Raw genomic sequence first — 21,365 nt, 5'->3', positions numbered from 1 at the left:
AGAGGAGAGATTGTAGGCATGGCTAATAAGAGTGTAATCAAGAACGTGAACGAGCATGTCGGAGAGAGTGTTGTGATCGGATCTTGGGTCAACAACAAGCGCTCCAGCGGTAAAATTCAGTTCCTGCAGCTTCGCGACGGTACCGGGTATATTCAGGGTGTCGTGGTGAAATCAGAAGTGCCCGAGCAGGTCTGGAATGATGCCAAGAGCCTGACCCAGGAAAGCTCACTGTATGTGACCGGGATTATCCGCGAAGAGCCCCGCAGCCAGTCGGGCTACGAGATGACGGTTACGGGAATTGAGATTATTCATCTGACCGAGAATTATCCGATTACCCCGAAGGAGCATGGCGTCGATTTCCTGATGGATCACCGTCATCTCTGGCTGCGTTCCTCCAAGCAGCGGGCAGTTATGGTGATTCGTGCGGAGATTATCCGCGCGGTTCAGCAGTTTTTCAATGAGCATGGCTTCACGAAGGTAGATCCGCCGATTCTGACGCCGACGTCAGCAGAAGGGACTACCAACCTGTTCCATACGAAGTATTTTGAAGAGGATGCCTATCTGACCCAAAGCGGACAGCTGTATATGGAAGCCGCAGCAATGGCTCTGGGACGCGTATATTCGTTCGGACCTACCTTCCGTGCAGAGAAATCCAAAACCCGCCGCCACTTGATCGAGTTCTGGATGATCGAACCGGAAATGGCCTTCACGGATCATGAAGAGAGCCTGTGCGTGCAGGAAGAATTCATCAGCTTCGTGGTGCAGTCCGTACTTACGAACTGCCGTGCCGAGCTGGAAGCGGTTGGCCGCGATGTCTCGAAACTGGAGAACATCAAAGCTCCGTTCCCGCGGATCAGCTATGACGATGCCATCAAGTTCCTGAATGAAAAAGGCTATGAAATCGCCTGGGGCGATGATTTCGGGGCTCCTCACGAAACGGCAATTGCCGAAATGAGCGACAGACCGGTATTCATTACCCATTATCCGGCTTCCTTCAAGGCCTTCTATATGAAGCCGCATCCTGAGCGTCCTGAAGTGGTGCTGTGTGCGGATATGATCGCTCCTGAAGGTTACGGGGAGATCATCGGCGGATCACAGCGTATTGACGATCCGGCGCTGCTGGAGGCCCGCTTCAAAGAACATAATCTTTCGATGGACACCTACAAATGGTACATGGATCTCCGCACCTACGGCACGGTTCCACACTCCGGCTTCGGTCTGGGGCTGGAACGTACAGTAGCATGGATTTGTGGTCTAGACCATGTGCGTGAGACGATTGCCTTCCCTCGTACACTGTACCGTCTTTACCCGTAAGGAAGGGCAAAGGGGGCTAACGTATGGACGGAAAAGGTTGGAGTACCTGGGGCGAAGGCGTTGCTTTTGGCCTGGAGAACGGCATGGCCGTCATTCCTTATGCACTCTTGAAATATTACAGGAAGCTGAATCTCACCGGCAGTGAGGCGATGCTGCTGATTCACCTGCTCTCCTTCAGGCAAGTGGAGGGCATAGACTTCCCTTCACTGGAGGAGCTGCAGGCCGTAACCGGGCGCAGCATCTCAGTGCTTGCCGGAGAGCTGCAGAAGCTCATGAAGGAAGGGTTCATCAGCATCGACGGAGATAACGACGAGCTGCGGGACATCCATTATGAGCGCTACAACTTCTCCGGCCTGTACGCCAAGCTCGGCGGTTTTCTGGCGGAAATCGCGCAGGCGAATCCTCAGGAGAAGCCGGGCCGGGCCGGGAGTGAGCCGGGTTCACGGGCAGCTGCCCATTACTCCGGGGCTCCCGCCCCGGAGGGCGGTTATGGCCGTCCGGCGGCACCGGCGGGGCAAGACGCCGAGGAGAGCCGGAGTCTGTTCAGCATTTTCGAGAAGGAATTCGGCCGCCCGTTGTCACCGATGGAATGTGAGTCCATCTCCGGCTGGGTGGATGAAGACCGGTATCCCGAAGAGCTGATTCTGCTGGCGCTCAAGGAATCTGTCTTCGCCGGCAAAGTTCATTTCCGCTATATTGACCGCATCCTGCTGGAATGGGCCCGCAACCGGGTCAAAAACGCCCAGGATGTCAAAGCCTATTCCCAGAAGTTCCGGGGTGGGGGACGGTAAGTGGGCTGTGAGTGAGCGTAAGTGAGCCGTTGGTGAGCTATAAGTGAGCCGTAGTGAGCTGTTGGTGAGCTATAAGTGTGAGCCATAGGTGAAATGTGAGTGAGTTATACATGAGCTGTAGATGAGCTTATAAGCGAACTGTGAGTGAGCTGTTGGTGAGCTAGGAGTGAACTGTAGGTGAACGAAACAGCTTAAGTTAGTAAAATTGGATTGAGGGGCACACTGCCCCGGATCAGCAAGAACACCCCCGCAGCTTCCTGCGGGGGTGTTCTTGCTGATGCGATGGTTGGGAGTTCGTCTGTTGGGAGTAAAAGTGAAGGTCGCCCGCAGTACACCCCATTCCGCCGGAAGTGAGCGGGAAGCGGGAATAAGAAGCAAAAGTGCACCTCACTCCGCCGGGGGTAGGCGGGAGGCGGGAATAAGGAGCAAAAGTGCACCCCATACCGCCGGAAGTGGGCGGAAAGCGGGGATGAAGAGCAAAAGTGCACCCCATACCGCCTGAAGTAAGCGGGAGGCGAAAATAAGGAGCAAAAGTGCACCCCACTCCGCTGGAAGTAGGCGGGAAGCGGGAATAAAGAGCAAAAGTGCACTCCATTCCGCCGGAAGTAGGCGGGAGGCGAAAATAAGGAGCAGAAGTGCACCTCATTCCGCCGGAAGTAGGCTAAAATTGGAAACCAGAGGTATAAATCCCACTGATTCCGCCAAAAGTGGGCGGGATGAAGAAACCAAATGTATAAATCCCATTGAATCCGCCGAAAGTGGGTGGCGTGAGGCAACCAAAGGTATAAATCCCACTGAATCCGCCAAAAGTGGGCGGAGTGAAGAAACCAAAGGTATAAATCCCTTTGAATCCGCCAAAAGTGGGCGGTATGAAGAAACCAAAGGTATAAATCCCACTGATTCGGCTGAAAGTGGGCGATATGAGGAAGCCAAAGGTATAAATCCCACTGATTCCGCCGAAAGTGGGCGGTGTGAGGAAACCAAAGGTATAAATCCTACTGAATCCCCCAGAAGCAGGCGGAGTGAAGAAACCAAAGGTATAAACCCTTCTGAATCTGCCGAAAGTGGGCGGCAAGCAAGATTCAAAGGTATAAATCCCACAGATTGACGGAGGCTGCGGCCTAAGCTCCAACGTATTTCACAGAGTTCGGTATGTATCAAAGAGTCCAGCGTGTTTCACAGAGTTCGCTATGTATCAAAGAGTCCAGCGTGTTTCACAGAGTCCGGTATGTTTCAAAGATCTTAGTGTGTTTCAAAGATCCCAGTGTGTTACACAGAGTCCACGATGTTTCACAGCTTAAGCCAAGTTTGTTCTTGTAATACCTGTAGGTTACCCCTAGTTTACCCGCAGACAGCAGACAACCCGCAGTTCCTTCCTCCGGAAGAATCTGCGGGCTGTCTGTGTTAGAAACAGTAGCTCAAAATAATAACAGGAATAATGCCAATAGATTAACGCAGCTCGTTCTCAAGAGCCGAGCCCATTTCACGGGAGCGTTCGGCGCAGCGGTTGACAGCAGCGATTACAGTCTCGAAGAAATCACCGCGTTCCAGCACTTCAATCGCCGCTTGGGTAGATCCGTTCGGCGAGGTAACCTTTTTGCGCAGAGAGGCTGGTTCTTCACCGGTCTGCTGTACCATTCTTGCTGCTCCGAGCACCGTCTGGACAGTCAGCTCGCGGCTCTGCTCCAGCGGCAGTCCGCCGCGGATACCGGCGGCAATCATCGCCTCCATCATGTAGTAGATGTAAGCCGGTCCGCTGCCGGAGATGCCGGTTAAGGTCTCCATCCGTTCTTCATCAATGACAGCCGTTAAGCCAACCGCTTCAAAAATGTTAAGCGCAGTACGGCGGCTCTCTTCGCCAACCTCCTTGGAGAAGGCGATACCGGTTGCCCCGAGGCCGATGGAGCTTGAGGTGTTAGGCATCGAGCGGACAATGGGCTGCGGTGTGCCTAGCAAGCCTTGCATCGTACGGATGGTCAATCCGGCGATCACGGAGATTACGAGCTGATCCGGCGACAGCAGCGGGCCCAGAGTGCGGAGTGCCTCGGCTGCGTCTTTGGGCTTCATCGCCAGGACGATGACTGGCGCAGTGCGCAGGGCCTCGGTTTTTTGCTCAGGAGCATTAGTGCCGAGAACGCCATAACGGCTGCGGAGTTCAGCCAGGCGTTCGTTGCTGCTGCGGTTCAGCATAGTGATTTTACCCGACTCCACTACATTCCGGGCGATCATTCCCCGCACAATGGCTTCAGCCATGGAGCCTGCGCCATAAAAAACGATATTATGATTGATGAGCGGAATTGCTGGTTGCTGGCACATGGCTGGCAGTCCCCCTATAAGTTGAGTGAGTTATCCCCTGATTTGGCCGGAGCCGTGAATCATATATTTGGTTGAAGTCAATGCAGGCAGCCCCATAGGACCGCGGGCGTGAAGCTTCTGTGTACTGATGCCAATCTCGGCGCCGAATCCGAATTCAAAGCCGTCCGTAAACCGGGTAGAGGCATTATGATATACAGCCGCAGCATCAACCTCCTGCAGGAAACGGGCAGCCTGAGCGGCATCCTCTGTCACAATACACTCGGAATGCTTGGTTCCGAACTCGGCGATATGTCCGAGAGCTGCTTCAAGAGTGTCCACGATGCGGATATTAAGAATATAGTCGTTGTATTCCGTGGCGAAGTCCTCCGGCGATGCAGGCAGAGCCCAAGGGATTAGAGCTACGGTATCCGCGCAGCCGCGCAGCTCCACACGGGCTTCGCGGAAGGCTTCTGCGAGTGCAAGCAGATGCTGGTCTGCATAAGTACGGTGAACCAGCAGCGTCTCCATGGAATTGCAGACCGAAGGCCGCTGTGCCTTCGCGTTCACACTAATGCGCTCTGCCATTTCCGGATTGGCGCTTGCATCCAGATAAGTATGGCATATGCCTGCACCTGTTTCAATCACGGGTACTGTAGCATTAAGCACCACATTCTGTATCAGGGAGCTTCCCCCGCGCGGGATGATAACATCCAGCAGTCCGTTCAGCTTCAGCATTTCATCTACGGAGGAGCGGTTCGGATCTTCAATCAGCTGCAAGGCATCCGGAGGAAGGGCTGTTCCCGCAAGCGCGCGGTGCAGCACCTCTGCAATCGCACGGTTAGATGAGAGGGCGGAGGAACCGCCGCGCAGGACGACAGCGTTGCCTGTTTTGAGGCACAGACCGGCAGCATCAACGGTTACGTTAGGGCGTGCTTCATAGATAATGCCGATCACTCCAAGCGGGACCCTTACCTTCTCGATGACAAGACCGTTGGGCCGTTCAATGGTCTCCAGATTGTCGCCAACCGGATCTGGCAGCACAGCGATCTGCTGCAAGCCTTCAGCTATACTGTCAATCCGTGAGGTATCCAGTGCCAGCCGGTCGAGCATTGACTCTGGCGTGCCGTTGGCCCGTCCGCGCTCCAGATCCTCGGCGTTGGCGGCAATAATGTAGTCAGCTTCTGCACGGAGAGCTGCAGCCATTGTAAGCAGTGCTTCATTTTTCTGACAGGTATTCAGGCTTGCAAGCACTCCGGTGGTCGCTTTGGCCAGCGTTGTTTTGTGTACCACTTCACTCATGACCATTCCCCCTAAAAGTTTTGTGCGCATATGCTTCTCTGAAAGAGCTTCTTACAAAACTCGCTTCGAAAGCATACGCTAAAAGCTTGGTGAGCATACGCTAAAAGCCTGGTGAGCTTAACGAAGCGTAATCCATTCGTCACGGTGGATAACCTCCAGCCGGTGTACTTCACCCAGCTTGGGAACAATCTCGCGGCTGGGAAGCCCCTGGATGCTGCGGAGCTGGGTATCATCATAATTGACGATGCCCCGTCCCAGCAGCTTCGCATCCGGGCCGAGCACTTCAACAACGTCCCCGGAATGAAAGCTGCCTTCGATGCGCCGGACACCGACCGGCAGGAGGCTGTGGCCTCCGTGCAGCAGAGCCTCAACGGCTCCGTCATCGACGTATAATGATCCCAGCGGTGTGGACATGAAGCCCAGCCACTGCTTCTTGACCGGCAGGGAGGAGAGGGTGGTGGCAAAATACGTGCCTTTGCCGGTTCCGGCCGCTGCGAGTGATAAATCGCCGGGTTCCGTCACCCTGCCGACGAAGACCGGGACGCCGCCCCGTGTGGCAATCTTGGCAGCGTCAATCTTGGATCTCATGCCGCCGGTGCCTACACTTGAGCCTGCACCGCCTGCAATCGCATAGATTTCCGGCGTGATCTCTTCAATATGCTGATACCGCACCGCATCGGGATGCTTGCGGGGATCGCCGCTGTACACGCCGTCCATATCGGTCAGCACCAGCAGGTGCGAAGCCTTCAGGAGATTGGCGACCAGCGCCGACAAGGTATCATTATCGCCGAATTTCAGCTCATCCACCGATACGGTATCATTCTCGTTGAACACGGGGACGGCTCCCTGCCGCAGCAATTCCTCAACAGTCATCATGGCATTGTTCATGGCCCGGCGGCTGCAGAAGTCCGTGCGGGTCAACAGAATCTGTGCGGTGGGGATGCCATGCTGTGCGAAGGCCTCCTGATAGGCCTGCATCAGCATAACCTGTCCTACCGCTGCCGCTGCCTGCTTCTCATGCAGCAGCCTTGGGCGGGAGGAATAGCCGATGCCCCGGAATCCGGCAGCCACAGCCCCTGAGGTTACCAGCAGCACTTCACAGCCGTCCTTGCGGAGGGCGGCAATCTCGGATGCGAAGAACGCTACCGCCTCCCGGTTCAGGCCGCCTTCAGGACCCGTGAGCGAGCTGCTGCCGATTTTGACCACAACTCTTGTTGTCATTGTCTTTCACTTTCCTCTCGAGTATTAATGCCTGTTAAGCCCGAAAATGACAAAAAGCCCCCATCCTTAGACTTAGCAAAGGACGAAAGCATGATTAACTTCCGCGGTACCACCTTCATTGATGAGGGTTCATCCGACTTCATTCTCATAACGGGAGTATCCGTCCTGCGGGGCAGGCCGCTCGGGGGTAGGATTCAGAATGGTCATCCGCGGTAAATTCTCCCAGCCTTCAGGAATTTACTCTCTGCACACGAATATACGCCTATTCTTACTGGTCCCGTCAGCACGTTTCACTATTTGACACTTAGGATACCATGGGGCAGCGGGGTTTGCAAAGAGGCGCAGACAAATTTATTCCGGCAGTGCAGGCGGCGGATTGGATGTTTGGGCTTCAGGGGAACGGGTAAAATACTTATAATCTATGACCAGGAGGTGGATGATTTGAGTAAGAGCAGCGATGCAAGGCAGGATCAGAGTCACAATGCCAAGGAAGCAGCCGAATTTCAAAATCAGACGATCCGCGAATTTGTAGAGGAGAAGGCCGGAGATAACCGTACCAAGGGACCTGTTGACGGGAGCACAGCACGCCTGCCCGATGATCAGAACCGTCTGATTTCACAGCATAATCTGCGTAAATAATATTCTAGATATACTAAGTTACAACAATGCCCGTCCGGCATCACTTCATAAGCCGGACGGGCATTTGACGTTCATAACGCTTATTTAGGAGTTCTAGTGGTCTGTGAGACCGGCAACGGTTGCCTTGAAGGTTTCAATAAAAGCTTCCGCCGCGCGGGATAAATAACGTCCGCGCCGGTAGGCTATCACCAGGGTACGGCTGGGCACCGGCTCCGCCAAGGGAAGATAGACCGGCACGAACTCGCTCCGGGGAGCGCGCGCGATGAAATGCGGCACCAGTGTAACGCCCATCCCGGCCGCAACCAGCGACTGCACCGTCTCCATATTGTTGCTCTCAAAAACAATCCGCGGTTCAAATCCGGCTGCGCGGCACAGCTCCACTGTCATTTTACGGAAGCCCTGCCCCTCCTTAAGGACAATGAACGGTTCATCCTTAAGCTCTGCCAGGCTTGTGCGGATATCCTGTGATTCACGGCCAGCCAGCGGATGCTCCGGCGGGACTGCAAGATCAATCCGCTCCTCACCAAGCACCTCGTAGGCCAGAGTCGGAATGGCGAGCGGCAGAGAGAGGAGGCTGAGATCGGTCTGTCCGCTGGCGGTCAGCTTCTCCAGATTCATGGAGGAGTCCTCCAGCAGGGTGATTTCGACCTCGGCATATTTATGCTTGAATACAGGCAGTACATGCGGCAGCAGATGCGCTCCGGTGATCGGCATGCTGCCGACCATAACACGGCCGGTGCGCAGCTGGGAGATGTCGGACATCTCTTGTCTGAGCAGCTCCACGGCATCAATAATAACCTGGGCCTGTTCAACGAATTTCTCACCGGCATGGGTCAGCTCCACAGAGCTGGTATTCCGCTGGAAGAGTAGCACCCCGAGTTCCTTCTCCAGCTTGGACAGCTGCTGGCTTAGCGAGGGCTGGGCGATATGCAGCTTCTCTGCGGCGCGGGAGAAGTTCCGTTCGGCTGCAATCTGCAGCGTATATTGCAATTGTCTAAGTTCCATATATAAAGCTCCTTTAATAGGGTAGATCATCTCTTTATAAGTATAACCTATGAACCCTATAGAAATCATATCTTGGAATTATAAACGTACTGATGTTATATTTAGAACATTCAAGAGGGACTCCACACTCTCTTCAAATGAACGATTCTACTATATGAGGTGAAATTCATGGGCAACAAGACAATGTTTGAAAAGATTTGGGATAATCACGTTATTCATCAAGAAGAAGGTAAGCCGAGCATTATTTATATCGATCTTCATCTGGTTCATGAGGTTACTTCTCCGCAGGCCTTTGAAGGACTGCGCCTGAGCGGCCGTAAGGTCCGTCGTCCGGGACTTACCTTTGCTACGATGGATCATAACGTGCCTACCAAGGACCGCTTCAACATTACCGATCCGATCTCCAAGCAGCAGATTGATACGCTCTCACAGAACTGCCGTGATTTTGGCGTAAGATTGTTCGATCTGAATGATATTGACCAGGGTGTCGTTCACGTTATGGGACCTGAAATTGGCCTGACCCATCCCGGCAAGACGATTGTCTGCGGGGACAGCCATACCTCCACACACGGAGCATTCGGTGCCCTGGCCTTCGGAATCGGTACCAGCGAAGTTGAACATGTGCTGGCCACCCAGTGTCTGCAGCAGTCCAAGGCCAAGACCATGGAGGTCCGCTTCACCGGCAGCCGTAATCCGGGAGTGACTGCCAAGGATATGATTCTCGGCGTGATTGCCAAATACGGAACAGACTTCGCTACAGGATATGTTATTGAATATACAGGTGAAGCTATCCGTGAACTGTCTATGGAAGAGCGCATGACCGTCTGCAATATGTCGATTGAAGGCGGAGCAAGAGCGGGACTGATCGCACCGGATGAGACGACCTTCAACTATCTGCGCGGACGCCAGTATGTACCGCAGGGCGAAGCGTATGATGCCGCAGTGGAGATCTGGAAGGGTCTTGTAAGTGATGAAGGCGCTGAGTATGATACCGTCGTGGAATTCGATGTTGAAACACTGATTCCGCAGGTTACCTGGGGCACCAGCCCGGGTATGGGTACGGATATTAACTCCCGTGTACCGAATCCTGCTGACTTCACCACCGAGAATGAACGCAAAGCAGCCGAGAAGGCGCTTGAATATATGGATCTGGTTCCTGGCACTCCTATCTCTGAAATCGGGATTGATTATGTCTTCATCGGTTCCTGCACCAACGGCCGGATTGAGGATCTGCGGGCGGCGGCTGAGGTTGCCAAAGGCCATAAGGTATCCGACAAAGTTACAGCAATCGTTGTTCCTGGCTCGGGACGCGTGAAGATGCAGGCCGAGAAGGAAGGTCTGGACAAAGTCTTCACCGAAGCAGGCTTTGAATGGCGTGAGGCCGGCTGCAGTATGTGCCTGGCGATGAATCCGGATGTTCTCCAGCCGGGACAGCGCTGTGCATCTACTTCCAACCGTAACTTTGAAGGACGCCAGGGACGCGGCGGACGCACGCATCTGGTCTCTCCTGCTATGGCGGCTGCGGCTGCAATCAAAGGGCGGTTCACGGATGTACGGGATTGGAATTACAAGACGGAAGCCGTCAACTCATAGAATATTTGAGAGAGCAGGAGGATACAGCAAATGGAAGAGTTTAAGAAGCTAACAGGAATTGTAGCCCCGGTAGACCGGGTGAATGTCGATACGGATGCGATTATTCCCAAGCAATTCCTGAAACGGATTGAGCGTACGGGATTTGGACAATTTCTTTTTTACGAATGGCGTTTTGATGAAGCGGGACAAGACAATCCGGAATTTGAGATGAACAAACCGCGTTATCAGGGAGCCTCTGTGCTGATCTCCCGCGCGAATTTCGGCTGTGGCTCCTCGCGGGAGCACGCTCCTTGGGCGATCATGGATTACGGCTTCAGAGTGGTGATTGCGCCGTCCTATGCCGACATCTTTTACAACAACTGCTTCAAAAACGGCATTCTGCCGATCAAGCTCTCCGAAACTCAGGTTGATGAGCTGTTCAGCCGCACGGCTGAGCATGATGGCTACACCCTTACAGTGGATCTTGAGAACAACAAGCTGAGTGATAATTATGGCCTTGCCATCACGTTTGAACTGGATGAGCACCGCCGGCAGTTCCTGCTACAGGGGCTGGATGATATCGGTCTGACGCTTCAGCATGCGGATGAGATTGCCGCTTATGAAGAACGCCATGCGGCCAAGCTTTTCGCCTAAACTGGGGAAGAGATTCGTCAAGTTTACTAATTTTACACAAAACTTCTATTTCCGGGTGTCGGAAATAGAAGTTTTTTTGTTATAATCGAGATATTATTGCCTGTGTAGGCAACTTTTGGGGATTAGTGTCGTCTTAATCTTATCTGCAAATCTATCAATCGACCAAAGGAGAGGAAAGGATGAAGAAAGCCGGACAACGGATGTTGCTTCTATTACTGCTGCCATTGCTCCTACTGTCGTTCGCCGGCCATGAAGCTGCGGCAGCCGGGACAACGCCCGGGAAGATCGTGATGGACAGCAAGGAGCTTGCCCTGCCCAAAGGGGTGATCCTTGAGAACGTGAATGGAAGCGTTATGATCCCGATCCGCGTAGTGGTGGAGAATCTTGGTTTTGAAGTGCTGTGGGAACAGAGCAGCCGCAAAGTAACCGTCCAGCAGGACGGTAAGTCTGTCCAGCTCGCTGTGGGCAGCACAACGGCCCAAGCCGATGGGGTAAGCCTGACGCTCAACGCCGCGCCTAAGCAGAACGGCGGTACTGTGCTGGTGCCTATCCGTTTTGTCGGTGAGCAATTCGGACTTAGCGTCGGCTGGGATAATACCGATAAGACGGTCTACTTAAGCGGGGGAGTGCCAAGTGATACACCGGCCACTGCCAATCCGCTGCCCACAGCTACTGTAGCCCCGGCAGCCTCATCTGTGCCTGCTGGAGTGTCTGCTTCACCGTCTCCGACCCTTCCGCCTCAGACGGGCACAGAGATTCCGGAAGAGGTAGGAGGAAGTATTACAGCTACCCCCACTCCAGCAGCTACATCACCGGTAGTCAAAGGGGCTGTATTCAGCGAGAACCGGCTGATTGTCGCCGCTGCCGGTGGAGCCAAGGCTACGGTTACGAGAGTTACCGGACCCGACCGGATTGTAGTGGATTTTGCCGGAGCGGTATTCGCCCCTGATTTCAGCGGGAGCTTCCCGGGAGTGTCCACCGGCGGCAGTCCGCAAGGCAAGCTGGATGTCAGCGGTTACCCGCATATATCCGAGATACGTTACGCGTTGTTCAGCACGAATCCTGCAACCGTCAGATTTGTCATTCAAACGACGGGCTACCAGAATTATCAGGTCAGCACGGATGAGAGTACCGGACTGGTCACTATTGATCTCAATGCGGCGAATAGCGGGCCGGGGACACCCGTGAATCCGGGATTCACCGGAAGACCGGTTATTGCACTGGATGCCGGGCATGGGGGCAAGCAATCGGGGGCTGTCAGCCTTACCGGCAAGCTGGAGAAATCCTTCAATCTCGCAGTGATCCTTAAAGCCGGGGCTATTCTTACACAGGAAGGCTGGGCAGATGTTATCTATACCCGTACTTCAGATGTTACGCTGGGTCTGCAGGACCGGGTGAATATTGCCCAGGCGGCGAACGCTACACTGTTCGTGTCACTGCATGCGAATTCACTTGATAAAGGATACCCGAACCGTGACAAAGTCAACGGAAGCGAAACCTACTACAGCCGCAGCGAAAGCCTTCCACTGGCCGAAATCATGCAAAAGCATCTCGTAGCGGGAACTGGCTTCAAGGACAATGGTGTCCGCTCGAAGAGCCTGCATGTTACCCGGGAGACGAAGATGCCTGCGATTCTGCTGGAAGCAGGCTATCTGACCAATCCTGGAGACGAAGCAGCCTTGTACAGCGAACAGCTGCAGGACAATCTGGCCCGTGAGATCGTAGCTGGAATTAAGGAATATCTTGGATTGTAAACACAGGGAATACACAGACATTTCCACTTTGTATGGTATTTATTCGCAACTTTTAAGGTCTAAGGGCGTCTTAACTATGTCGAAGGTTGTCAGTTGGCATGCCATCAAGAACGCTCGAGTGGGGGCGGAATACTAGAGTCTTAGAGGTGAAGAATGAAGAAATTTGCTTTGATGCTGTTGCTGATGCTGCTCTTTGTTGTGGTGCTGCCGGGGCATGGACAAGCCGCTGCCGGCCAGAACAAGATCCTCCTGGATGGCCAGGAACTGACTGCAGGACAAGGTGTTCCGGTGGAAAATGTAAATAACTCCATCATGGTGCCGCTAAGAATGATTGCTGAGAACCTTGGATACAAGGTGGACTGGAATCAGACAAGCAAGACCGTTACGATTGAACAGCAAGGAAAGACCATGCAGCTGATTGTAAATCAGACGGCTGCCTCCGTTGACGGGAAGACGGTGATCCTGAACACGGCACCTCTCCTGCGGAACAATACGACTCTCGTACCGATCAGGTTTATCGGGGAGCAGTTCGGACTTACAGTCAAATGGGATAACACGAAGAAGATTGTAGAGCTTATTACCCCGCAAGTTCCTGATCCTAACATTGACACAGGAGAAGGTAACGGAGGCGGCGGGGGTGTTGTAGTGCCGCCGGGTGAACCGGCAAGCAACCTCAGCATGATTAACGGCATAAGCTTCAATGAGAACAGGCTGTCCATTGCCCTGGAGGGCAACGTCCAGCCTAGCGTCAGCAAAATGAGCGGGCCGGACCGGATTGTGATCGATCTGCCGAATGCCACGTTCTCTGATGTGTTCGGTTCAGGACAAGCGCTTGATCCTAACCTGAACGGCAAGCTTGAAATTACGGATTATCCGGATGTTTCAGGTATCCGCTATTCGCTGTATAGCACCGATCCGTATACTGTCCGTTTTGTAATTGATCTGAATACCGCCAAAAATTATAGCGTGGATATATCCGGGGACAGTTCCAAACTGATTGTTGTCGATTTAAATGCACAGAGTACAGTCGATACCTCCACTCAGCCTGGCAACAGCGGGCGGAAGCTGGTAGTGCTCGATGCAGGACATGGCGCCAAGGACTCAGGGGCTGTAGGCGTTACCGGCAAATATGAGAAGAACTTTAATCTGGCCGTCATTCTGAAAGCGGCTGAGCTGCTGAAGCAGGAGAACAAAATTGATGTGGTGTTGACGCGCAGTGACGATACTTTCCTTGAACTGAAGGACAGGGCGGCAATGGCGAACAACCTCAAAGCGGATTTGTTCATATCCGTCCACGCCAACAGCAGCGGGTCATCTGCTGCGAGCGGAACGGAGACCTATTATCAGCGGGAGGCAAGCAAGGCTCTGGCGAATGTGATGCACAAGTATCTTGTAGAGGCTACCGGACTTAGTAACCGGGGTGTGCGTTACGGCAACTTCCATGTCATTCGCGAGACGAAGATGCCTGCGGTACTGCTTGAAGTCGGTTATCTCAGCAACAGAAAAGATGAGGCGCTGCTGTTCACCGAAGCATTGCAGAACAGCGTTGCCGCATCAATGGTAAGTGGAATTAAAGAGTATCTCGGAATTCAATAACAGCGGGCGGCAGCAGGGGCTGCAGAGTCGGATTTGGACCCTATTTTGAGGTCAAAGGGACTTTGCGGCCCCGGCCTGCCCGTATTTATCTGGAGGGGGTTCATCGAAATGAACAAGAAATTGACATATGCAGGAATGGCAGCAATACTGCTCCTGGTAATTTCGGGCTGCGGCGATAAACCTACGGCTGCACCGGCGGCCACATCCGCTCCGGAATCAACCTCGGTATCCAGCGGTGCTGGAGGAAACAATGCCGTGAATGAGAGCCCCACGGCTACACCGGAGGCTACAAGTACACCAGAGCCAGAGCCTACAGCAACGGTGACTCCGGCAGCTACCGATAAGCCGGCTGCTCCTGAGAAGCAGAGCCTGCAGATTAAGGCTTATTATACGGACCAGGAACAGAACGAATTAGTTACGGCGGAGGTCTCTATAACCTTTAAGGATGCCAAGGACAAATATACAGAAGCCTTCAAAACGCTGCAAAACAGCAGCGATGCCAAGCAAATTCCGCTATGGAACAAGATTGAACTGAAATCGCTGGAGTTCTCGAATGGACAGATTGTGCTGGATATCCATAAACCGGATGAGGCACAGCTTGGTGCAGGCGGCGAAGCCCTGGCCATCAGCGCATTGTCCCAGACCTTCTTCCAGTTCGATGAGGTCAAGAATATCGATGTACTGGTAGACGGAGAGCAAGTGGAGAGTCTTATGGGGCATGTGGATCTCGTGCATCCCATCACCCGTGAGAACAACGGATTGTAGGCATTAGGCAGGAATAAGCCGGATGGCTGACGAAAGTACCAACGTAGAAAATTCAGATGAGCCATAGAGAGGGGAATATCGAATTGTCCGGTCCAAAAAGAATAAAACGTACGGTGCAATCTTATTCTGTTAAAGCGGTATCTGCCGTGCTGGCCGGTGCGATGGTGCTTGGCGGAGCAGGGACTGCTTTTGCCGATAACTCTTCAACCGGGGCAACAGTAGGTGCGGCAGCCCCGCAGACTGCTGTACAGGCTGGTGGAATCTTCAGTGATGTCAAGACAGGCTTCTGGGCCGAGAAACATATCTATAAGCTGGCGACCCAGGGGATTGTTGTCGGCAATAACGGTTTATTCCGTCCGGGGGATTCCGTTACCCAGCAGGAGGCTGTGCTGATGGCACTGCGCTTCATGAAGCTGCAGGGCAATGTGAATACAAGCGCAGATGTTGCCCTTCCGAATGACTTTCTTGTTACGAATTATTATAAGCCGTATGTGATCCTGGCCTTCCAGCAGGGACTTCTGGATAAGACCACCGAAATGGCAGCGGATAATCTCAAGAACTCGTGGGGAGAACGCAAGGCCAGCCGTGAATGGGTTGCGGAATTGCTGATCCGGGCTCTGGGTAAGGGCGCTTCAGCATCGGCGGCAGCCGGTAAGCCGACGGGGTTCGCCGATGATGCCAAGGTCTCTGCGAATAAGCGCGGCTACATTAACACAGCCGTGGAGCTGGGACTGGCGAACGGGCTTACGGGTAACCGCTTCGACCCGCAAGGCGCAGTTACCCGCGCACAGCTCGCTACCTTCTTCAGCCGTGCTGAAGCACATAATACGCTGGATTATGACAATACCTTCAAAGGAACAATCAGTTCATTGAAGGATGGCAAGCTGTCACTGTACAGTAATGGCGGCGCTCTGGAGTTTACTTTGAATGCGAATACCGCTTATTTCACAAGCAGCTCCGAGAACCGGATCTCTCTGAATGAAATTCAGCCCTACACGAAGGTCACTGTGATTGGAGCAACCTATAACGCCTCTTATGTGGAGCTGACTGATCCGGCCCTTCAGGTTGAACAGGCGGAAGGCGTATTTACCAAGCTTACACCGGGTATAATCTGGGTCGATTCAGCTAACGGATACGATCAGTATGGCTATGATGCTGCAACTGCCTTCCTGGATGTGAACGGGGCGGTCATTCAGCCTTCTTCCATTACCGCAGGCAGCAAAATTACGCTGCTCCGCGAAACCTTCAGCGGGTCCCGCAAGGTTGTGAAGGTGCAGGTCACTTCCGGTATCGTCAATAAGACGGCTAAGGGCACGGTTCAAAGCGTGGATGCTGCGGCCAAGAGCATTACCTTCAAGAATGCGGACGGCACAGTGGAAAGCTTCAAATGGGAAGACGGAACGACATTGTTCAGCTCCCAGAGTACGATCATCCAGCCGGCAGAATTGAAGACCGGAGCTGCAGTCTCGTATACCATTAAGGATAATGTGATCCGTTCTGTAGAAGTCACCTCTGGAGTAGAACGCATAGTGAAGGGCTTCATCTATGAGCTGACGGATTCCACGATCGTCTACCAGAAGAGTGATGGCAGCCGTGAGGTTAACCTGCTCGCAGCCACTCCGGCCATTGTTATTCCAAATGTCACCAGCCCGGTAATGACTGATCTGATTGCGGACAAAACAGGCGGAGACAACGTGCAGCTTACCCTGAACAGCAGTGATCAGGTGACGAAGATTGAAGTGCTTAGCCGTCAGATTGAACAATACACCGCAGCTACTGTCGTGGATTACAATTCTAAGACCCAGTACCTGACCTTCACAGATAATAATGGTAAGGCCCATGTGGTCAAATTAGATGAGAAAACAAAAATGGCTTACGGCGGATTGATTACGACTTCGCTGACCACCATGGGAGCAAGACTGACGGAGAACCGCAAGATAGATGTGACCTCCATTAATGAACGTGCGATGTCTGTTGAATTGACTACCAAATACACGGGAACCTTGACGGCCATTAATACTACGTCCAGAACGGTTGTGCTGAAGGTGGGCAACGGACAATTGCTGACGATGTCGTATCCGTCCTCCATTGATATGTTCGGCAAAAGCGGGGCAGCCATCACGGACGTACCTTTGAATGTGCCGGTAACGGCAGTTCTCTCGAACAATCAGGATATGATCTCGATTCTAAGGGTGACCGGGAGTACTCAGCTTGAGATAGCGACTGTGAATGCCAACACGAACAAGATGACTGTGAAATTAGAGGGCGGCAGCACCAGCAGCGAGCTGAATCTGTTATCTGTCCCGCTTATCAATGAAGCAGGACAGAAGATTGCACTCAGTGAGCTGAGGGCCGGAGATTTCGTGAACATCGCCTTTGACGGGTCCACACCGGTCTCCCTGCAGTCGGTTAAGCAGGTTGCCGGACAAGTCTCGGCAGTGGATGCGGCGGCGGGTACGTTCAGCGTGAAGGATTATGCCGGAGCCTCCCAGTCTTTCAATGCTAGCGCTGGAGTAAGAATAATGCGTGACGGCGTAGCTTCGACCGCTCTTAGCGGTATCAGCACCTCGGACCGGGTATGGGTACGTAAGGATGCGGGCGGTGTAATGATCATTTCTGTGTTCAGCCAGCTTAACCGGACCTTCGCCCGTTATGAGAGCGCAACGAATGAAGTGCTGACCAAACGCGCCACACTGAATGATAATTATAAGTTCGTGCTGGCTCCGAATGTATATATTCATCAAGGTGACACGACTTTACCCGTGCAATCTCTCAAAGAAAATGATAATATTATAATGTATTTCAACAACGACAAGGTTGTAGAAATTGTGAAACAATAATCGTTTTGGTGATTTTCCGTGTGAAACACCGTCTTGATCCCTGGTTCTGCCCTGGATCAAGGCGTTTTTTTTGAAATATAAGGGCAGCACGGTGTTCGCTTGAACGCTATGAAAGTATACGATATAATGTATCTTTGCTTATATTTCTTCAGACTTGAGACCGTATGACTGCGAGGGACAACTTGCGGGCATATACTCTGTGGAGGGGACGCTATGAAAGCTGCAGAGGTCCGCCACATCCTGGATACCATCGGAGGCATGTTTCCTGATGCGCATTGCGAGCTGAATCACAGCAACGCTTTTGAGCTTACCATTGCGGTGCTGCTCTCAGCCCAATGTACGGACGCAACGGTGAACAAGGTGACCGAGGACCTGTTTCAGAAGTACAAGGCTCCAATCGACTATATTTCCGTGCCGCTTGAAGAGCTGGAGCAAGATATCCGGCGCATTGGATTATTCCGCAACAAGGCCAAGCATATTCAGAACCTCTGCTCTATTCTGATTGAGCAGTATGGGGGAGAAGTGCCCCAGGCTCATGATTTGCTGGTAACCTTGCCGGGGGTCGGACGCAAGACTGCGAATGTGGTCGTGTCCAATGCTTTTGGCGTTCCGGCTATTGCCGTGGATACTCATGTGGAACGGGTAGCCAAACGGCTCGCACTCGCGGGCTGGAAAGATTCGGTGCTGGAAGTGGAGAAGAAGCTGATGAAGGCGGTGCCGCGTGAGGAATGGACGCTGACCCACCACCGGCTGATCTTTTTCGGACGATATCACTGTAAGGCCCAGAATCCGCAATGTCAGATCTGCCCGCTGCTGGATGTATGCCGGGAGGGCAAAAAACGTATGAAAACAGCTGTAATCAGGAAAGATAAGGTTCATACGAAACCTAACAAAGAATTAGAGAAGAAGAGGATGGGATAGAGATGAAATGCATTTCTGTATACACCGATAATTTTGAAGCTTTTTCCGATATTTTTGACCGTGTAGTGGACAGCCCGATGGAAGAGAATGAAGAGCAGGAAGTGGAAGGCATCACCATCAGCCATTCCGGCGATGTGCCTGAATTCTACCTGGAACGTATGTCTGTGAAACCAGAGGTTGTCGTAATGAAGGACAAAGCCCGCGGTTTGACTATTCTCCAGCACGGCAAAGTTTTCGAAATTCTGCTTCCAGTCCTGGAAACAGCTTAATTTAATTTTATTTACGATAGAGAGGTTGTCCGGTAGCCAGGAAGTGGCTGCCAGGGACAGCCTCTCTTTTTTTGCGTAAATTTGGGGGAGCTATATAAGAAGCACTAAAGAAAATAACAAAAAGCAAAAGAAACGGAGGGGAAATTTGGAACTGTAGGAGCGGTAGCGACCGCCTTTGTCACCGGATTTCATCAGCGAAGAGCGGTTCAAATCAAGAAATCTGGTGACAACAGCGGCCGGAAGTCCAAATGTTCACCGCAGTGACGGTGAAGCTTCAAGTTCAAATCTTAAGTGCGTCTTATATAGCGTGAAATAGTTGGAATTACAACACTTGCTATTGAAGAAATGGACGAGGGTGGGGAGGTAGTTGGAAAAACAACACTTAAATAATCAAAATTTGCGTTAGAATGGCATAATCACTGGGAGCAGATGCTGTTTTTCCACTTGCTTAGCTGTAACTATCAAAAGTTGATGATTCAAGCTACAATTTTCCACTTGTTTGTCGAAAAGGAAACGTTCTCTTTCCCTCAAAGGTGATATTGTTCTGGGAAGGGTATTTTGCGAAGTCTAGTTTTTCGTGAAGGATTATAGCTGATTTTGTAAACGTGTATATTTGATTTGTGACGATCTGATGATAAAATGGAATTGTTCTATTCTTGCAGTGAAGTAAGTCATACAAATGTAATAATTATGGAGAAAGTTACTGAATTCAATATAACCTAAATCACAAGTTATAGATTGCAGCAAAGGTGGGCTTGTCGTGGGAGCAGAACGGAGTAGGGTGGAAGAGCAAGTATCCGGTACATCAGCGCTTATGCGGCTGGAAGAACGGCTGAGCACATGGGGAGAAGCAGAGAGTGCACAGATTGTTGCAGATCTTAAGGTTAAGGAGCAGGCGGGTGAGCTGACTCTGGCGTTCTGCGGGCATTTCTCGGCGGGAAAGTCGAGCATGATTAATAAGCTCTGCGGAAAAGCCGTGCTGCCATCAGGACCGGTACCGACCAGCGCAAATATTGTATCCATTCGCAGCGGAGCCCCGGAGGTACTGCTTCACCCGTATAACGGGAGTGCCGCAAGGAGTGCCGAGGTAATTAAGACTACGCCGGGGCGTCTTCAGGATTACTGCCGCCAAGGGACTGAATATTCGGCGATAGAGGTCTGGGAGGAAATCCCGCTGCTTGGGGAGCACGGTGTGCTGATGGATACGCCTGGCGTGGATTCCACGGATGAAGGCCATCAGGCGGCTACCCGCTCGGCGCTGCATCTGGCGGATGCGGTGTTCTATGTGATGGACTACAATCATGTGCAGTCGGAGAATAATCTGGCGTTCGCCAAAAGTCTTAGCGACTGGGGCAAGCCGCTGTATCTTATCATTAATCAGATCGACAAGCACAGGGAACAAGAGATCTCCATGGAGGAGTACCGGCAGCAGGTGGAAAGCGCTTTCCTTGAATGGGGCATTCATTCTGCCGGTCTTCTGTTTACTTCGCTCAAAGTGGAGGGGCATCCCCTGAATCAATGGAAGGACCTGCTGGCCGTGATCTCCGGGCTGCTGGAGCAGCGGCGGGAATTGCTGGACTACAGTCTATCCCGTTCCATGCACCATACTGCGGCAGCCGTACTTACGGCTTACCGTGAGGAGCAGGAGGAGGAGCGGGCCGGACTGCTGGAAGAGGCTGGCGGTGCACAGGCGGAAGCCGTGGAAGCTGAGATTCGGGGGACCATGCAGGACGAGGCATTGCTGGAGGAGCGGCCTGAAGAGGCGCGGCTTGATCTGCGCAGCAGGCTGGACGCCCTGCTCGGGAACACCAATCTGATGCCGGCTGACCTGAGGGATGCGGCGGGAGCTTATATCGAGAGCCTCCAGCCGGGCTTCCGGCGCGGCCTCTTCTTCACCGCTGCGAAGCGGGAGAAGGAGCAAGCCGCGCGGCTGCTGCACTGGCACAGCCTGCAGATCCGGGAGATCACTGCCCAGCTGGAATGGCATACGCTCCAGCTTGTACGCGACTGGGCCGAAGGCCTGGGGCTGTGGCAGGAGGGGGCAGAGCCGCTGCTGAAGCAGGCGTTCCCGGCGGTGAGCCAGCAGTGGCTGGCGGATCAGGTGAAGCCGGGAACCGGTGCATCCGGCGAGGCGCTGCTTAATTTCTGCCGCACGCTTGCGGCAGAGATCAAGGCGCAGTTCCGCCGGGCGGTCCTGGCCTTCGGCGAGCCGCTGCTGGATGAGCTGCCGCCTCTTGTGGAGGAGCGGCGCGCGGAGCTTACGCGCCGCCGGGCGGCCCTGCAGCGGCAGGCGCACGCGCTCGCCGCGCTGGCCGCCCTGGACCGCGCGGCGGCTGCGCGCGCGGACGAACTTACGGCGCTGCTGCCGCCGCGCCGCACCCTCACCCCCGGCGCGTTGCCGGGGGTGCAGCCCCTGGCGGCGGCTGCGCT

Annotated in this window: 17 protein-coding genes; 12 read left to right on the top strand and 5 right to left on the bottom strand. The window is 53.2% G+C overall.

What is annotated here, in order from left to right:
• Positions 1-18: 18 nt before the first annotated feature.
• Positions 19-1,314, top strand: coding sequence for an asparagine--tRNA ligase (gene asnS, locus HQN87_RS05450; protein WP_173128973.1), 1,296 nt, complete (start codon positions 19-21; stop codon positions 1,312-1,314).
• 23 nt (positions 1,315-1,337) lie between these two features.
• Entirely contained in the window at positions 1,338-2,105 is a 768-nt protein-coding gene (locus tag HQN87_RS05445; RefSeq protein ID WP_173128971.1) for a DnaD domain protein, read from the top strand.
• 661 nt (positions 2,106-2,766) lie between these two features.
• On the opposite strand, the gene HQN87_RS05440 is transcribed toward HQN87_RS05445, so the two are convergent.
• The 4 genes from HQN87_RS05440 to proB form a co-directional block, all read right to left on the bottom strand.
• Positions 2,767-3,237: a hypothetical protein gene (locus tag HQN87_RS05440; RefSeq protein ID WP_216857165.1), complete on the bottom strand. Its 471-nt coding sequence runs from the start codon at positions 3,235-3,237 to the stop codon at positions 2,767-2,769.
• 317 nt (positions 3,238-3,554) lie between these two features.
• Positions 3,555-4,421 carry a pyrroline-5-carboxylate reductase gene (gene proC / locus HQN87_RS05435; RefSeq protein WP_173128968.1) on the bottom strand — a complete coding sequence of 289 codons (867 nt, stop codon included), beginning with the start codon at positions 4,419-4,421 and terminating at the stop codon, positions 3,555-3,557.
• 30 nt (positions 4,422-4,451) lie between these two features.
• A complete protein-coding gene (locus HQN87_RS05430; RefSeq protein ID WP_173128965.1) occupies positions 4,452-5,699 on the bottom strand; it encodes a glutamate-5-semialdehyde dehydrogenase in 1,248 nt (415 codons plus the stop codon).
• Positions 5,700-5,816: 117 nt separating this feature from the next.
• Positions 5,817-6,920: a glutamate 5-kinase gene (gene proB / locus HQN87_RS05425; protein WP_173128962.1), complete on the bottom strand. Its 1,104-nt coding sequence runs from the start codon at positions 6,918-6,920 to the stop codon at positions 5,817-5,819.
• A gap of 441 nt (positions 6,921-7,361) precedes the next feature.
• On the opposite strand from proB, the gene HQN87_RS05420 reads away from it, so the two are divergent.
• Positions 7,362-7,559 (top strand): hypothetical protein, encoded by a 198-nt coding sequence (locus tag HQN87_RS05420; protein ID WP_173128960.1) that lies wholly within the window; start codon positions 7,362-7,364, stop codon positions 7,557-7,559.
• A gap of 93 nt (positions 7,560-7,652) precedes the next feature.
• Here the strand turns inward: HQN87_RS05420 and HQN87_RS05415 are convergent, their stop codons facing one another.
• Positions 7,653-8,564, bottom strand: coding sequence for a LysR family transcriptional regulator (locus HQN87_RS05415; RefSeq protein ID WP_173128958.1), 912 nt, complete (start codon positions 8,562-8,564; stop codon positions 7,653-7,655).
• A gap of 168 nt (positions 8,565-8,732) precedes the next feature.
• Between HQN87_RS05415 and leuC the strand changes: the two genes are divergently transcribed.
• The 9 genes from leuC to HQN87_RS05370 form a co-directional block, all read left to right on the top strand.
• Positions 8,733-10,157: a 3-isopropylmalate dehydratase large subunit gene (gene leuC, locus HQN87_RS05410; RefSeq protein WP_173128956.1), complete on the top strand. Its 1,425-nt coding sequence runs from the start codon at positions 8,733-8,735 to the stop codon at positions 10,155-10,157.
• A 30-nt stretch (positions 10,158-10,187) separates the two neighbouring features.
• Positions 10,188-10,790, top strand: coding sequence for a 3-isopropylmalate dehydratase small subunit (gene leuD / locus HQN87_RS05405; protein WP_173128954.1), 603 nt, complete (start codon positions 10,188-10,190; stop codon positions 10,788-10,790).
• Positions 10,791-10,969: 179 nt separating this feature from the next.
• Positions 10,970-12,544, top strand: a complete 1,575-nt coding sequence (locus tag HQN87_RS05400; protein ID WP_173128952.1) for an N-acetylmuramoyl-L-alanine amidase family protein — start codon at positions 10,970-10,972, stop codon at positions 12,542-12,544.
• 153 nt (positions 12,545-12,697) lie between these two features.
• Positions 12,698-14,140 carry an N-acetylmuramoyl-L-alanine amidase family protein gene (locus HQN87_RS05395; protein WP_173128948.1) on the top strand — a complete coding sequence of 481 codons (1,443 nt, stop codon included), beginning with the start codon at positions 12,698-12,700 and terminating at the stop codon, positions 14,138-14,140.
• A 108-nt stretch (positions 14,141-14,248) separates the two neighbouring features.
• Complete coding sequence (locus tag HQN87_RS05390; protein WP_173128946.1) at positions 14,249-14,905, top strand: GerMN domain-containing protein; 657 nt, start codon at positions 14,249-14,251, stop codon at positions 14,903-14,905.
• 56 nt (positions 14,906-14,961) lie between these two features.
• The gene (locus HQN87_RS05385; RefSeq protein ID WP_173128943.1) at positions 14,962-17,745 is read left to right on the top strand and encodes an S-layer homology domain-containing protein; all 2,784 of its coding nucleotides are present in this window, start codon (positions 14,962-14,964) and stop codon (positions 17,743-17,745) included.
• 213 nt (positions 17,746-17,958) lie between these two features.
• A complete protein-coding gene (gene nth / locus HQN87_RS05380) occupies positions 17,959-18,666 on the top strand; it encodes an endonuclease III (protein WP_173128940.1) in 708 nt (235 codons plus the stop codon).
• A gap of 2 nt (positions 18,667-18,668) precedes the next feature.
• Positions 18,669-18,935, top strand: a complete 267-nt coding sequence (locus HQN87_RS05375) for a hypothetical protein (protein ID WP_039308864.1) — start codon at positions 18,669-18,671, stop codon at positions 18,933-18,935.
• Between the two features lie 760 nt (positions 18,936-19,695).
• Positions 19,696-21,365, top strand: a 1,670-nt coding sequence (locus HQN87_RS05370; RefSeq protein ID WP_173128936.1) for a dynamin family protein, incomplete at its 3' end; no start/stop codon positions are given.

Origin of the sequence: Paenibacillus tritici, from assembly GCF_013204885.1 — a bacterium.
Taxonomy (GTDB): domain Bacteria; phylum Bacillota; class Bacilli; order Paenibacillales; family Paenibacillaceae; genus Paenibacillus_AQ; species Paenibacillus_AQ tritici.
This window is presented reverse-complemented; position numbering and strand designations above follow the sequence as displayed.